At 69.6% G+C, this 13,548-nt stretch carries 15 protein-coding genes; 3 read left to right on the plus strand and 12 right to left on the minus strand.

Annotated elements, in window-relative coordinates:
• Positions 1-78 precede the first annotated feature (78 nt).
• The 7 genes from ACFU7D_RS03470 to ACFU7D_RS03500 form a co-directional block, all read right to left on the minus strand.
• Positions 79-879, minus strand: a complete 801-nt coding sequence (locus ACFU7D_RS03470; protein ID WP_378863342.1) for an ABC transporter permease — start codon at positions 877-879, stop codon at positions 79-81.
• Positions 876-1,667 (minus strand): ABC transporter permease, encoded by a 792-nt coding sequence (locus ACFU7D_RS03475; protein ID WP_378863345.1) that lies wholly within the window; start codon positions 1,665-1,667, stop codon positions 876-878. Before ACFU7D_RS03475 ends, ACFU7D_RS03470 begins: the two co-directional genes overlap by 4 nt.
• Before the next feature lie 5 nt (positions 1,668-1,672).
• Positions 1,673-2,506, minus strand: coding sequence for an ABC transporter ATP-binding protein (locus ACFU7D_RS03480; protein ID WP_378863348.1), 834 nt, complete (start codon positions 2,504-2,506; stop codon positions 1,673-1,675).
• 2 nt (positions 2,507-2,508) lie between these two features.
• On the minus strand, positions 2,509-3,624 hold the full coding sequence (locus tag ACFU7D_RS03485; protein ID WP_378863351.1) for an ABC transporter substrate-binding protein: 1,116 nt from the start codon (positions 3,622-3,624) through the stop codon (positions 2,509-2,511).
• 284 nt (positions 3,625-3,908) lie between these two features.
• Positions 3,909-4,595 (minus strand): NUDIX domain-containing protein, encoded by a 687-nt coding sequence (locus ACFU7D_RS03490; protein WP_378863354.1) that lies wholly within the window; start codon positions 4,593-4,595, stop codon positions 3,909-3,911.
• 25 nt (positions 4,596-4,620) lie between these two features.
• On the minus strand, positions 4,621-5,328 hold the full coding sequence (locus tag ACFU7D_RS03495; RefSeq protein ID WP_378863357.1) for a YoaK family protein: 708 nt from the start codon (positions 5,326-5,328) through the stop codon (positions 4,621-4,623).
• 25 nt (positions 5,329-5,353) lie between these two features.
• Complete coding sequence (locus ACFU7D_RS03500; protein WP_378863360.1) at positions 5,354-5,905, minus strand: TetR/AcrR family transcriptional regulator; 552 nt, start codon at positions 5,903-5,905, stop codon at positions 5,354-5,356.
• 86 nt (positions 5,906-5,991) lie between these two features.
• Here ACFU7D_RS03500 and ACFU7D_RS03505 point away from each other — a divergent pair, with 86 nt between their 5' ends.
• The gene (locus tag ACFU7D_RS03505; protein WP_378863364.1) at positions 5,992-6,315 is read left to right on the plus strand and encodes a DMT family transporter; all 324 of its coding nucleotides are present in this window, start codon (positions 5,992-5,994) and stop codon (positions 6,313-6,315) included.
• A gap of 16 nt (positions 6,316-6,331) precedes the next feature.
• Here the strand turns inward: ACFU7D_RS03505 and ACFU7D_RS03510 are convergent, their stop codons facing one another.
• On the minus strand, positions 6,332-8,005 hold the full coding sequence (locus ACFU7D_RS03510) for an FAD-binding dehydrogenase (RefSeq protein ID WP_378863368.1): 1,674 nt from the start codon (positions 8,003-8,005) through the stop codon (positions 6,332-6,334).
• A gap of 137 nt (positions 8,006-8,142) precedes the next feature.
• Here ACFU7D_RS03510 and ACFU7D_RS03515 point away from each other — a divergent pair, with 137 nt between their 5' ends.
• Positions 8,143-9,054 (plus strand): hypothetical protein, encoded by a 912-nt coding sequence (locus ACFU7D_RS03515; RefSeq protein ID WP_378863372.1) that lies wholly within the window; start codon positions 8,143-8,145, stop codon positions 9,052-9,054.
• A gap of 10 nt (positions 9,055-9,064) precedes the next feature.
• On the opposite strand, the gene ACFU7D_RS03520 is transcribed toward ACFU7D_RS03515, so the two are convergent.
• From ACFU7D_RS03520 to ACFU7D_RS03535, 4 genes are all read right to left on the minus strand, one after another.
• Positions 9,065-9,361 (minus strand): GNAT family N-acetyltransferase, encoded by a 297-nt coding sequence (locus ACFU7D_RS03520; protein WP_378863375.1) that lies wholly within the window; start codon positions 9,359-9,361, stop codon positions 9,065-9,067.
• 73 nt (positions 9,362-9,434) lie between these two features.
• Positions 9,435-9,830 carry a VOC family protein gene (locus ACFU7D_RS03525; RefSeq protein WP_378729093.1) on the minus strand — a complete coding sequence of 132 codons (396 nt, stop codon included), beginning with the start codon at positions 9,828-9,830 and terminating at the stop codon, positions 9,435-9,437.
• The gene (locus tag ACFU7D_RS03530; RefSeq protein WP_378863378.1) at positions 9,823-10,287 is read right to left on the minus strand and encodes a methyltransferase family protein; all 465 of its coding nucleotides are present in this window, start codon (positions 10,285-10,287) and stop codon (positions 9,823-9,825) included. The genes ACFU7D_RS03525 and ACFU7D_RS03530 overlap by 8 nt, the downstream gene beginning before the upstream one ends.
• Positions 10,288-10,347: 60 nt before the next feature.
• Positions 10,348-10,926: a TetR/AcrR family transcriptional regulator gene (locus tag ACFU7D_RS03535; RefSeq protein WP_378863381.1), complete on the minus strand. Its 579-nt coding sequence runs from the start codon at positions 10,924-10,926 to the stop codon at positions 10,348-10,350.
• A 137-nt stretch (positions 10,927-11,063) separates the two neighbouring features.
• Between ACFU7D_RS03535 and ACFU7D_RS03540 the strand changes: the two genes are divergently transcribed.
• Positions 11,064-13,541, plus strand: a complete 2,478-nt coding sequence (locus ACFU7D_RS03540) for an MMPL family transporter (protein WP_378863384.1) — start codon at positions 11,064-11,066, stop codon at positions 13,539-13,541.
• Positions 13,542-13,548 lie beyond the last annotated feature (7 nt).

Raw genomic sequence — 13,548 nt, forward strand, 5'->3', positions numbered from 1 at the left:
GGTCGGCGTTGTTGCCACATGTGTCCCACCGGGCCCCACGGGAGTGACGCTTCGGCCGACCTGCGTGACGCTTCGGCGTCAGCGGGACGACATCCCCATCCGCTCGAGCGCGACCGACTCCAGGAGCTGGACGAGGTTGTAGAGCACCAGCGTGACCACGGTGATGATGGCGACGGCGGCCCACAGGTCGTCGAAGCGGGCGGCGGCGGGGAACTTCTGGATGTTTCCGCCGATGCCCTTGCCGGTCGAGAGCCACTCGGCCAGCAGCGCACCGGTCACGGCGCCGGGCACCGAGACCCGGGCAGCGGCGAAGATCGACGGGAGGGCGCCGGGCAGCGACACCTTCCGGATCGCGGTGAGCCGCGATCCGCCGTAGACGGCGACCAGGTCGAGCGACTGCGGCGAGGCCTGGGAGAGCCCGAACAGGATCGCGGCCAGCGCGGGGAAGAGCACCACGATGATCCCGAGCACCACGACCGAGGCGGTCGAGGCGCGGCCGGTGATCAGCATGACCACCGGCGCGATCGCGACCAGCGGGATCGAGCGAAGCAGCAGCGCCAGCGGCATGACGCCGGCCTCGACCGTACGCGACAGGTTGAACAGCACGGCCGCCACGATCGCGATAGCCATCCCGGCGAGGAAGCCGAGCGCGGCGTCCCTCAGGGTCACCCACGTCAGTGGGAACAGCTCGGCCCGGTGCGAGGCCGCGTCCGGCCCCGTGAAGAGGTGGTCGAGCACGTCCAACGGGCCCTTGGCGACGAAGTCCGAGACGCTCGAGAACGACACGAACCCCTGCCAGAGCACGACCACGATCGCGAGCGCGGCGACGGTGTGCAGCACCGGTCCCAGGAACGCCCGTGACAAAGACCCGGCCCTCATCCGGCCCTCCCGGCGACCCACGGCGTCACCAGACGCGAGACCAGCCCCAGGAGCAGATAGCCGGCCAGGGCGACCAGGGCACAGACCAGGAAGACGGCCCAGAGCCGCTCCGGATCGGGCTTGCCCTGCAGCACGATCAGCGTGCGCCCGACGCCGCGGTCGGTGGAGCCCAGATACTCCCCGAGGACGGCACCGAGGATCGCGGTCGGCACCGCGATCTGGAGCGCGTTGAGGATCGCCGGAACGGCCGCGATCAGGCGTACCTTCACCAGCTGCGTCCACACCGATCCGCCGTAGACCCGCACCACGTCGAGCGAGGCGCGGTCGGCCGACTTGAACCCGAGCACGGCCCCGACGACGGTCGTGAAGAAGACCATCAGCGCGGCCAGGAACACGGAGGTCTTCGACGGGTCCCCAGGCTGCTCGGCGCCGCCGAGGACCACGATCGAGATGCCGCCCACGGCGACCACGGGCAGGCAGTACGTCGTCACCGCGATCTGCATGATCACCGGCTCCAGCCAGGGCACCAGCAGCACCAGCGAGGCCAGCAGCAGGGCGATCAGGTTGCCCCACAGGAAGCCGATCGAGGCCTCCATCAGGGTTTCGCGGAGCACGCCGTCCCAGAACGCCGACGGACCTGCGGCGGCCATCTCCGACAGGACGGTCCACGGCGGCGGCACCGGCGTGAACCCGGTCCCGGCATCCGGCGGGAACCCGAACACCGCCACGACCGCCCACAGCACGAACAGGATGACCACACCGATCAGACCGGCGAGCCAGCCCGGCATCCGTATCAAGACTCCGCCTCGGCACGCCCGTCGTCACCGAAGAGCAGCTCGGAGGCCCGGTCGGCGAGCGCGTGGAACTCCGGGGTACGCATCATCTCGGGCGTACGCGGCCGAGGAAGGTCGACCTCGATGATCTCCTTGATCCGGCCGGGTCGCGGCGACATCACCGCGACCCGGTCGGAGAGGAAGATCGCCTCGTTCACACCATGGGTGACCAGCAGGGTGGTCGCCGGCTTCTCGGTCCAGATCCGCAGCAGCTCCAGGTTGAGGTTCTGCCGGGTCATGTCGTCCAGCGCGCCGAACGGCTCGTCGAGCAGGAGCACCGACGGCTTCAGCGCCAGGGCCCGGGCGATCGAGACCCGCTGCCGCATCCCGCCGGAGAGCTGCGCGGGGCGCGCCTTCTCGAAGCCCTCCAGCCCCACGAGCTTGATCAGCTCGTGGATGTAGTCCATGTCCGGGCGCCTCCCGGCGACCTCGAAGACGAGCTTGATGTTGCCGACCACCGAGCGCCACGGCAGCAGCGCGTGGTCCTGGAACGCGATCCCCAGCTCGGAGTCACGCCGCAGGTCGGCGGGAGCCTTGCCGTCGACGTACGCCTCTCCGCTCGTCGGCGTCTCCAGGCCAGCGAGGATCCGCAGGATCGTCGACTTGCCGCAGCCGGAGGGCCCCAGCAGGGCCAGGAACGAGCCCTGGTCGGTGTGGAGCTCGGTGTCCTCGAGCGCGGTGACGGCCTTCGACCCGGAGCCGAAGACCTTGCCGATTCCGGAGATGTGGATGCCGGTGCCGCCACCGGTCTCTGCCGCCGGAGCACCGGCATCCATGAGCTTGTTCTCGGCCATGACTACTTCAGGTAGTCCTTCAGCTCGGGGTTCTCCTCGTAGATCTCGTCGATGATCGAGGTGTCGAACAAGTCCTCGGCCGAGACCTCCCAGCCGGCGGCGGCGAGCGAGTCGACGGTCTGCTGCTGGAGCTCCGCGGAGATGGTGAAGAGGCCGTTCTTCTCGGTCTCCGGCGTCGAGATCAGCTTCTGCGACTCCTCGAGACCACGCTTGGTCTTGACCGGGTCGAGCTCGCCGAAGCTGGCCTCGAGACCGTCGGAGTCGCTGGCCGCCTGGTTGTAGTGGGTCGTGACGACCTTGACGACCTCGTCGGTGGGGTTCTTGAAGGTCTCGGTCCAGCCCTTGATCTCGGCGGTCAGCAGCGCCTTGAGGAGGTCGCGGTTCTCGGCGAGGTACTGGTCGGTGACGGTGTAGGTCTCGGCGACGTACGGCACGCCGTTCTCGGCGTAGGGCAGGTTGGTGACCTCGTGGCCGGCGAGCTCGACGGTGATCGACTCGTTGGTCAGGTAGGCCATGAAGCCGTCGACCTGGCCCTTCATCAGCGGCGTCGGGTCGAACTCGACCGGGACGACGGTGATGTCGTCCTTCTTCTCCTCCAGGCCGTTGGCCGCGAGGATCGCCTTGAAGACGTTGACGTTGGAGTCCTGGACGCCGATCTTCTTGCCCTTGAGGTCGGCCGGCGTCGCGATGTTGCCGCCGTCCGCGAGCGAGAGGATCGTGAACGGGTTCTTCTGGAAGGTGGCGCCGATGATCTTCAGCGGCGCCTCCTGCTCGGCGATCGCGGAGCCGACCGAGGCGGCGTCGTTGATCGCGACCTGGACCTTGCCGGAGAGCAGCTTGGCGACGCCGGTGTCGGGGCCGGAGATGCCGTTGACAGCGTCGAAGCCGGCCTCCTCGTAGTAGCCCTTGTCCTCGGCGTAGAACTCGCCGGCGAACTCTTCGTTCTTGATCCAGGAGTACTGCATCGAGATGGTGCCGAAGCCCTCCTCGCTGCTGCCTTCTTCGGAGTCGGAGCCGCAGGCGGCCAGGGTGGTGGCGGCGACCACGGACAGCAGGGCCGCGGCGGCCCGGCGTTGAACTGACGTACGTCGCGAGGTCCGAGAGGCGGGGGTAGACATCGAAACGAGTTCCCTTCGAGGAGTGTCACGCATAGGTTTCGGGGACCGTAGCGAGCGGAGGTTTCAGGGGCTGGCACCGGCGTTTCGGCGTTGTAACGACCCTTTCAAGACGAAACTCTCGAAACAGGGCGCTCGCCCCGAGACACGGCGTCCGCTGGACAAGAATGCCGTGGCTGTTGTCTAGTTACTCCGCGCGCATCGCCGCGTCTCATGTGCCGTGCGACACACCGGATCCGCCGTTATCGGTTCGTGACCGCACCGAGACCGTTCGGTGACCGACCGGGTCAGGTCGTGCGGCGCAGCAGCGGCGGGTGCAGGTGCTCGGCGGAGCCACGGCGGAAGAGCTGAGCCGGCCGGCCGCCGTCCCGTGTCGTCGTCGTGCCCGTGGGCTCGAGGAAGGCCTCGGTCTTGGTGACCTTGCGATGGAAGTTGCGGGGGTCCAGGCGCTCGCCCCAGACGATCTCGTAGACCCGGCGCAGCTCGGCGACGGTGAACTCCTCGGCGCAGAACGCCGCGCCCAGCGGCGAGTACTCCAGCTTGGAGCGGGCGCGCTCGACGCCGTCACGCAGGATCGCGGCATGGTCGAAGGCGAGGCCGCCGCCGGCCAGGAGCGAGTCGACCGGCCACCACTGCGCGTCCGCCGCGTCCGATCCCGCCGCGGGCACCGGCAGGTCGGGCGCGAGCGCGAGATAGGCGACGGTCACGACCCGCGTCCGCGGGTCCCGCCCCGGAGAGCCGTACGTCGCCAGCTGCTCGACATGCACGCTGCCCGGCCGGATCCCGGTCTCCTCGGCGAGCTCGCGCGCCGCCGCCTCCTCGAGGCCCTCGTCGTCGAGGACGAACCCGCCCGGAAGCGCCCAGGCGCCTCGATAGGGCTCGATGCCGCGGCGTACGACCAGGGCGCAGAGCGCGTCGTCACGAACGGTGAGCACGACGAGGTCGACGCTGACCGCGAACTTGGGGCACTCCACGTGGCAGACCCTAGAGGATCCGCCGCTAGATGATGGCGCGGTGCACCCGGGCGTGCCAGGCACCCACGGCGGTGGCGAGCCCGATGAGGACACCGGCGAGCAGCAGGCCGCCGCCGGTGTGCCACAGCAGCATCCCGGCACCGGCGAAGGCACCGAGCAGGATCAGCAGGACGGCGATCGCCCGGCGCGCGGTGCCGCCGCCACGGAAGGACGCCTTGCCGGAGCCGATCGGCGAGTCGGCCGCGAGGCCCGTGATCGTGCTGGTGACGACGACGGTGGTCACGTCCTTGACCGCGATGTGGCGAGCGGCCGCCGCCTGGGTGCCCATCGCGACCGCGGCCAGGGTGGTGGTCGTGACCATCACCGCGCTCGAGGGCTCGTCCCCGGTGACGAAGAGCAGCGCGGCCAACGCCAGCATGACCACTGCGACCAGGGAGAACAGCACGGTCGTGCGCCCGCTCCAGGCCTGCTTGTCGGCCTTCAGCACCCGCCCGCCGAGCGCGGCGCCGGCCATGAACCCGACCAGCGCCAGGGCCGGCCCGAGGACCGGCAGGTCGGTGTCGCCGACCAGCGCCATGCCGAGGATGACCACGTTGCCGGTCATGTTGCCGGTGAACACCTTGTCCAGACCGAGGTAGCCGACGGCGTCGTTGATGCCGGTGGTGAAGGTGAGCACCAGCATGAGCCACAGGTGCATGCGGTCGGCGGGGATGGTCTTCAGCAGCGAGTTCACCCGGCGCATTGTGCCGGACCCCCGATCACCCCTCGGCGATCGCTCCCGCGGCCACGGCGAGATCGGCCACACCGGCAGCGAGCTCGTCGGGCCGGTCGGTGGCCAGGTCCAGGTGGAAGCCGAACAGCGAGGAGTCGACGAGCGTGACGATCCGACCGGAACGCTCGCGCGGGGCGCCACAGGCGGTGACGTAGTCGCGCAGCGCGGCGTACCACAGCTCGTTGGTCTCCCGGACGACCGAGCGATAGGGCTCCATCCCGATCAACCCGGTCGCGGCCGCTTGCAGGTAGACCTGCAGGCAGCCGTGCAGCGGCTCGGTGCGGTAGGCCCGCCACAGTGCCTCCACCCCGGCGCGTACGTCCTCGGCCGGCTCGAGCGCCGCGACCGCCGCGACGGAGAGCTCGTTGGTGCGCGCCACCACCGCGGCGACGAGCTCGTCGCGACCGCCGAAGTGGTAGATCAGCATCCGGTCGCTGGTGCCGATCGCGGCCGCCAGCGGACGCAGGGTCAGCCCGATCAACCCGTGCTCGAGCACATGGTCGACCACCTGCCCGAGGAGCTCCTCCTTGCGGTCCATGAAAAGCATTATGCCCAACATGTAGCGACTGCTACATTTAGCGGTGATGTAGCAGTCGCTACACGCTCCCCAGGAGGACCCGGAAGATGTACGCCGCCATTCTGCTCGTCGCCGCGATCGCGATCGAGGTCGTCAGCACCGCGCTGCTCCCCCGCACCGAGGGCTTCCGCAACGTTCCCTGGTCGGTCGCGGTCGTGGCAGGCTACGGCGTCTCGATCTGGCTGCTGTCCGTGGTCGTGGAGCGGATGCCGGTCTCGGTGGCGTACGCCATCTGGTCGGGCCTCGGCACGGCACTGGTCGCGGGCATCGGCGTGATGTTCCTCGGTGAGCACCTCAGCGCCGCCAAGGCCGGCTTCCTGGCGATGATCGTCGTCGGCGTGGTCGGGCTGAACCTCTCCGGCGCCCACTGACCACGCCGACGCGGCGTCAGATCGCTGCGGCCGCAGCCCGGCCGGCCGTACGTCCCGAGAACAGGCACCCACCGAGGAAGGTGCCCTCGAGCGCGTTGTAGCCCATCATCCCGCCGCCGCCGAAGCCGGAGACCTCACCGGCCGCGTAGAGCCCGGGCAGCGGGGTGCCGGCCGAGGTCAGGCAGCGTCCGGACAGGTCGGTCTCGAGCCCACCGAGGGTCTTGCGGGAGAGGATGTGGAGCTTGACGGCGATCAGCGGGCCGGCCTCGGGGTCGAGGATCCGGTGGGGCTTGGCGGTGCGCTGCAGCTTGTCCCCGCGGTAGTGGCGGGCGGCGTACAGCGCAGTGACCTGGGCGTCCTTGGTGAAGTTGTTGGCGATCTCGCGGTCGCGCGCCTCGATGAGACGGCGCAGCTCGCTCTCGTTGATCTGCGGTCCGGTCGGGTCCTTATCGGCGAGGCCGTTCATGCCGTGGACCAGCGCGGTGAGGTTCTCGGCGACCACGAAGTCCTCACCGTGCTCCATGAAGCTCTTCACCGGGCCGGGGCCCTTGCGTGCCCGCTCGGCGAGCAGCTTGATGTCCTTGCCGGTCAGGTCGGGGTTCTGCTCCGAGCCGGAGAGCGCGAACTCCTTCTTGATGATCTTCTCGGTCAGCACGAACCAGGAGTAGTCGTAGCCGGTCTGCCGCAGGTGCTTGAGCGTGCCGAGGGTGTCGAACCCGGGGAAGAACGGCGCCGGGAGGCGCTTGCCGGTCGCGTCCAGCCACAGGCTAGAGGGGCCGGGGAGGATCCGGATGCCGTGGTTGGCCCAGATCGAGTCCCAGTTGCGGATGCCCTCGACGTAGTGCCACATCCGGTCGTCGTTGATGATCTTGGCGCCGGTGTTCGCGGTGATCTCGAGCATCCGGCCGTCCACGTGTGCAGGCACGCCGGAGACCATCGACTTCGGCGGGGTGCCGAGCCGCTCCGGCCAGTGCTTGCGGACCAGGTCGTGGTCACCGCCGATGCCGCCGGAGGTGACGATCACCGCCTGGCCGCGGAGCTCGAAGTCCTCCACCTCGGTGCGCGAGGAGGCATGGCCCCGCTCGATGTCGCTGGGCTCGAGCAGCTTGCCGCTCACCCCGACGGCCGCCCCGTCCTCGATCAGGATCTGGTCCACCCGGTGCCGGAAGGCGAAGGTGATCCGGCCGCTGTCGGCGTGGGCGCGCACCCGCCGCTCGAACGGCTCGACCACGCCCGGCCCGGTCCCCCAGGTGATGTGGAAGCGCGGCACCGAGTTGCCGTGGCCGTCGGCGCGGCCGTCGCCACGCTCGGCCCAGCCGACGACCGGGAAGATCCGGTGGCCCATCTGATGCAGCCAGGACCGCTTCTCGCCGGCGGCGAAGTCCAGGTACGCCTCGGCCCACCGCCGCGGCCACAGGTCCTCGTCACGGTCGAACTGGGCGGATCCCATCCAGTCCTGGAGCGCCAGCTCGGGTGAGTCCTTGATCCCCATCCGGCGCTGCTCGGGACTGTCGACGAGGAAGAGCCCGCCGAGGCTCCAGAACGCCTGGCCGCCCAGCGACTGCTCGGGTTCCTGGTCGACCAGGAGAACGCTCTTACCCGCGTCCGCGACCTCGGCCGCTGCTGCCAGGCCGGCAAGGCCGGCTCCCACCACGATCACGTCGGCGTGCCGTTGAATCTCCGCAGTCATGTCGGCAGATCCTGCCACCATCACTACCCGCGAGTACATGGAACCTGTCGCCCGACCGTTCCGCCAGGTGGACAGTTGTCGGACTCGCGCCCCGAAGCGACCGCCGATCGGTGTCCGAGCGGATAGATTTTTTGATCGTGATCGACCCCAAGGTGATGGCCAAGAGGCAGCAGAAATGGGTCCAGCGCGGCATCGACCGCACCGAGACCTGGCTGGGCCGCAGTGGCAGCAGACTCGGTCCGCTGATCCCGCACATCGCCACCGCCGGGGTGCTCACCGGGGACGAGGACCACGGCTGGGTCCCGCAGGGCCTGGCATACTCCCCCGAGACCGAGCTGCTCCTGCAGGGTTACTACGGCGACAAGCTCGGCTCCGCGCTCGCCCTGGTCGACAGGCCCTCGGGTGAGCTCATCAACGCCGTCTACCTGGGCGGGCCGAAGGGCAGCGTCAGCGGCCCGGTCAATGCCGGCGGCGTCGCGGTCATCGGCGACGAGGTCTACGTGTGCCGCGAGGGCAACCCGCCCCGGCTCTACCGTTACTCACTGACCCAGATCGTCCACGCCGAACCGATCTCGACGGTCTCGACCGTCTCCCCGCTGGTCGCACTCGCCGCCGGTTCCTACCTCGCCGCCGCGAAGGACCTGCTCTACGTGGGGTCGCACGCGAACAACCGCCTCTACAAGTACATCCGCAAGGACGACACCTGGCAGATCAAGACCCCGATCGGCGTACGCACCCCCGTCGGCACCCAGGGCGTCGTGGTCCGCGAGGAGGAGTACGTCTTCAGCGTCAACCGCGGCCCGACCCGGCGCAGCCAGCTGGTCGTGCAGGACCGGGTCACGATCCGGCCGCGTGCTGTGCAGTCGCTCCCCAACCTGGCCGAGGGCGTCGCCGAGGTCGGCGATGAGTTCTTCGTGACCTACCAGTCGGGCGCCAGGCCCTACTCCCGCGGCTCCACCCGAGGCCAGACCTGGCCCTCGGCGCACATGACCCGCACTCCCCTGGACAAGCTGGGCCTGGAGCCGCGGAAGTCGGCAGAATCCCTCTGATCTCTGGTGATCAGGCGGGCCAGTCGGTGATGTCGGCGTACTCCTCGCCGTGCCGCTTCAGCCACCCCGCGACGTACGGGCAATGCGGGATGATCCGCTTCCCCTTCGCCTTCACATCGGCCAGCGCGAACGCCACCAGCTTCGAGGCGAGCCCCTGCCCGTTGTAGGCCTCCTTGACCTCGGTGTGGAGGAAGTCCACATGCTCGTCGTCGGGCAGCCGGTAGGTCGCCAGCCCCGCGACGGTCTCCCCGTCGCGGATCTCGTAGCGACGCCTGGCCGGGTTCTCTACGTACTCGATCTCGCTCACGCGCCCATTCTCACCCACCCGAGGCTGCGGTCGCCGGCCAGGGAGACCTCGACAAGCTCGAGCACCAGAAGCATCAGGCAACGAAGATGCAGAAGATGTGCCCCGCAGGATCCGCATAAGCCCGCAGAGGCTCCTCGGGATCGTCAGAACGATCGAACCGGAGCGAAGCCCCCAACCCGAGCACACGAGCATGCTCGGCATCGAGCTCGGCTACAGACCCGACGACGGTGTCGAGATGCATGTGCTTGACCGCCCCAGGCGCAGGCCAGCCAGAGGGGTCCATCTCGGACGAGTCGACCAGGTTGAACGCGAGCGCCCGACGCCCGTCGGGCCAGGTGAGCACGAGCCAGTCGTCGTCACCCGGCTCCTCGTCGCCCGGACGGTAGACGAGGCCGAGGAACTGGCGGTAGAACTCGGCGAGGCCGCGTACGTCGGTGGTGTCGAGGACGGTGTGGAGGAGCTCAGCCACGCGGAGCACTCCTGGGTGAGCCGAGCCAGCGCGGAGTGGCAGCCCGATAGGAGTCGTACGCCTCCCCGAAGCTCCACGACAGGGCGTGCTCCTCCGCGGGGATCTGGGTGCGGTCGATGACGGCGACGAAAGCGGCGACGGGGACGAGCGGAAGCCAGCCACCGCGGAGGACGGCGTGGGCGGCGAGGAGGCCGGCCATGCCGACGTACATCGGGTTCCGGGTGTAGCGGAACGGCCCGTCGGTGACGACCGCGGTCGCACCCTCGGGCTCGAGCGGGTTGAACGTGGTGTCCTTGTGCTTGAACGCCCGGGCGGCACCACCGGCGACATAGACCGAGCCGGCCGCGAGGAGACCGGCCGCGACGGACCGAACGACGGTCGGACGGCGGCTCGGAGCGAGCAGATGCTGGGCGGCCAGGCCCGCGGCGACGTAGACGGGCGGCGGCACCTTCGGCATGCCCTCCACCGTAGCCCTGCGCCGCGGAACCGGCCCCCTCTTTTCTTGGGTAAGGGCCGATCAGTGGAGCAGCGCGCGCACCAGACGCTCGGCGACGTCCGGAGCGGGCTCGGAGCGCTCGAGGGAGTGGAGCACGAATCCACCGACCAGGGCGCGTACGAACTCCGTGACCGGCAGGTCGGCGGGCAGCTGGCCGGCGTCGACGGCTGCCTCGATACGGGTGGAGACGGTGGCGGTGATGCCGAGCGCGTCGTTGAGGCGGGTGCCGATGTCGGGGTTCTCGCAGGCGGCCGCGACGAGCGAGCGGACGAGGCCGTCGTTGCCGGGCTGGGCGACGAGGTCGATGAGGCTCTGCATCCAGGCGATCAGGTCGGCACGGATGTCCCCGGTGTCCGGTACGACCGGGTGGTCCGGCAGCAGCAGGTCCTCGATCAGAGCGTCGGCGACGACCGCGCTCTTCGAGGACCACCAGCGGTAGATCGTCTGCTTGGAGACGCCTGCTTCGGCCGCGATGCCCTCGATGGTGAGGTGGTCGTAGCCCTGGGTGGCGAAGAGCCGCCCGGTCGCGTCGAGGATCGCCATGCGAGCCTCTTCACTGCGTACGGCACCCCGACGGCGCACTCCTGCGGACGCTGACATGAACGGCATCCTAAGAGCCCGTGGCATCTCCTGGCCACGGCACAGGTGTGACACATCACTCGCTCAGCAACCCTTGTCCGTTCGCGCACAGGTGATTAACTGGACGCACCGTTGCGAATTACCGGAGGGATGCCGCCATGGCGGAGCTGTTGTACCGATTGGGCAAGTCGGCCGCGCGCCGCGCCTGGCTTGTGATCCTCGCCTGGGTGCTGGCGCTGTCCGGCGCCGCCGGGGCGTACGTCGCCTGGTCAGGCGAGCTCACCACCAGCTTCGACATCCCGGGGCTGCCCTCGTCCGAGGTGGTCGACGAGCTCCAGGAGGGGCTGCCCGACCTGGCCGGCGGCTCCGGCACGATCGCCTTCCAGACCGAGGACGGCACCCCGCTCAGCGCAACCCAGAAGCGGGAGATCCGGGCGCTGATCACCAGCGCCGAGGACCTCCCCGACGTCGCCGCGGTCACCGACCCGTTCCAGACCGAGGCCCAGCGCACGGCGCAGGCCGAGAAGGTCACCGAGGGCCAGGCCCGACTCGAGGCCGGCCGGACCCAGCTCGACAGCGCTCAGGCCAAGCTCGACAAGGCGCAGGCCGACATCGACAAGGCCCGCACCCAGCTGCAGAGCGCCGGGATGCCGACCACCCAGATCGACGCCCAGCAGGCCGCCCTCGACAAGCAGCAGGCCAAGCTCGACGACAGCGCCGCCGACCTCGAGGCCAACACCGCCAAGGCCGAGAACGGCGCCGAGCTGCTCGAGCTCGCAGACGGGATCCGAATGGTCTCGGCGGACGGCTCGGCCGCCCTGGTCAACGTCGCCTACTCGGTCGGCCGTCTGGAGATGTCCGAGGAGACCAAGAAGGCCACCGTCGATCACTTCACCGACAGCCCGATCGACGGGGTCGAGATCGGCGTCTCCTCCGACATCTCCCAGGAGACCCCCAACCCGGTGGGCCCGGGTGAGATCGTCGGCGTCGGCGTCGCCGCGATCGTCCTCCTGGTCATGCTCGGCACGATCATCGGCGCCGGCGTCCCGCTGATCACCGCGCTGACCGGAGTGGGCATCGGTGCGCTCGGCGCGCTCTCCCTCTCCGGGGTCGTGCAGATGGCCTCGATGACCCCGATCCTGGGTCTGATGCTCGGCCTGGCCGTCGGCATCGACTACTCGCTCTTCATCCTCAACCGGCACCGCAAGCAGCTGCTCCACGGCTCGGACGTCAACGAGTCGATCGCGCTCGCCAACGGCACCGCCGGCACGGCGGTCGTCTTCGCCGGCTCGACCGTGATCGTCGCGCTGGTGGCCCTCAACATGACCGGGATCCCGTTCCTCGGCCTGATGGGCTCGGTCGGAGCGGCCTGCGTCGCGATCGCGGTCCTGGTCGCGATCACCCTGACCCCGGCGATCCTCGGCCTTGTCGGTGGCCGCATCGTCTCCAAGCGCGCCCGGAAGAAGGTCGCCAAGCAGGACGCCGCCGAGGCCCACGCCAAGCCGATGCCGACCTGGCGCGCGCTGGTCACCGTCGTCGCCTCCGTGGTCGCCCTGCTCGCCCTGGCGGTCCCCGCCCTCGACATGCGCCTCGGCCTCCCCGACGGCGGCTCCGAGCCCGAGGGCTCCCTGGCCAAGACCGCCTACACGATCACCGAGGACAGCTTCGGTGCCGGCGCCAACGGCCCGCTGCTGGTCGCCGCCGAGCTGCCCGAGGGCCTCAACGAGGCCGGCATCCAGGGGGCCCAGCTGACGGTCGCCAAGGCACTGGCGGACCTCGATGACGTACGCGCAGTGGCTCCGGCCGCCGTCTCCGAGGACGGTCGCACGGCTGCCTTCCAGGTCGTGCCCGAGGAGGGCCCGAACAGCGTGTCGACCAACGAGCTGGTCAACGCGATCCGGGACATGCCGGCGGTCAACGGCGACATCACGCTCGGCGTCGCCGGCGCCACCGCGGTCGCGATCGACGTGTCGCAGGGGCTCAACGACGTACTCATCCCCTACCTCGCCGTCGTGGTCGGCCTCTCGCTGCTGATCCTGATCCTGGTCTTCCGCTCGATCCTGGTCCCGCTCATCGCGACCGGTGGCTTCGTGCTCTCGCTGCTGGCGACGTACGGCGTCGTGGTCGCGGTCTTCCAGAAGGGCATCGGCGCCGAGTGGATCGGCATCGACAGCACCGGGCCCATCCTGAGCTTCCTGCCGATCCTGCTGGTCGGGATCCTCTTCGGCCTGGCGATGGACTACCAGCTGTTCCTGGCCTCCGGCATGCGGGAGGCGTACGTCCACGGGGCTCCCGCGCGTCTCGCCGTCGCCCAGGGCTTCCGTGCCGGGCGTTCGGTGGTCATCGCGGCCGGCCTGATCATGGTCTCCGTCTTCGGCGGGTTCGTCTTCGCCGAGTCGGTGATGATCCGCTCGATGGGCTTCGGGCTCGCGCTCGGCGTGCTGCTGGACGCGTTCATCGTCCGGATGCTGCTGATGCCGGCGCTGATGCACCTGCTCGGCCGCTCCGCGTGGTGGCTGCCGAAGTGGCTCGACCGCATCCTGCCGAACGTGGACGTCGAGGGCGCAGGGCTCGAGCGCGCCCACGGCCCCGCCGCCGACGGAGCCACGGTCAAGCGCGAGAAGATCTCGGTCTGAGGAGGTT

Origin of the sequence: Nocardioides sp. NPDC057577, from assembly GCF_042801335.1 — a bacterium.
Classification (GTDB): domain Bacteria; phylum Actinomycetota; class Actinomycetes; order Propionibacteriales; family Nocardioidaceae; genus Nocardioides.

Excerpts from the sequence above, each read along its gene's own strand:
- ACFU7D_RS03475 (WP_378863345.1), bottom strand. The coding sequence starts at position 1,667 with ATGCCGGGCTGGCTCGCCGGTCTGATCGGTGTGGTCATCCTGTTCGTG.
- ACFU7D_RS03485 (WP_378863351.1), bottom strand. The coding sequence starts at position 3,624 with ATGTCTACCCCCGCCTCTCGGACCTCGCGACGTACGTCAGTTCAACGC.
- ACFU7D_RS03535 (WP_378863381.1), bottom strand. The coding sequence starts at position 10,926 with ATGTCAGCGTCCGCAGGAGTGCGCCGTCGGGGTGCCGTACGCAGTGAA.
- ACFU7D_RS03500 (WP_378863360.1), bottom strand. The coding sequence starts at position 5,905 with ATGGACCGCAAGGAGGAGCTCCTCGGGCAGGTGGTCGACCATGTGCTC.
- ACFU7D_RS03480 (WP_378863348.1), bottom strand. The coding sequence starts at position 2,506 with ATGGCCGAGAACAAGCTCATGGATGCCGGTGCTCCGGCGGCAGAGACC.
- ACFU7D_RS03470 (WP_378863342.1), bottom strand. The coding sequence starts at position 879 with ATGAGGGCCGGGTCTTTGTCACGGGCGTTCCTGGGACCGGTGCTGCAC.
- ACFU7D_RS03540 (WP_378863384.1), top strand. The coding sequence starts at position 11,064 with ATGGCGGAGCTGTTGTACCGATTGGGCAAGTCGGCCGCGCGCCGCGCC.
- ACFU7D_RS03530 (WP_378863378.1), bottom strand. The coding sequence starts at position 10,287 with ATGCCGAAGGTGCCGCCGCCCGTCTACGTCGCCGCGGGCCTGGCCGCC.
- ACFU7D_RS03505 (WP_378863364.1), top strand. The coding sequence starts at position 5,992 with ATGTACGCCGCCATTCTGCTCGTCGCCGCGATCGCGATCGAGGTCGTC.
- ACFU7D_RS03510 (WP_378863368.1), bottom strand. The coding sequence starts at position 8,005 with ATGACTGCGGAGATTCAACGGCACGCCGACGTGATCGTGGTGGGAGCC.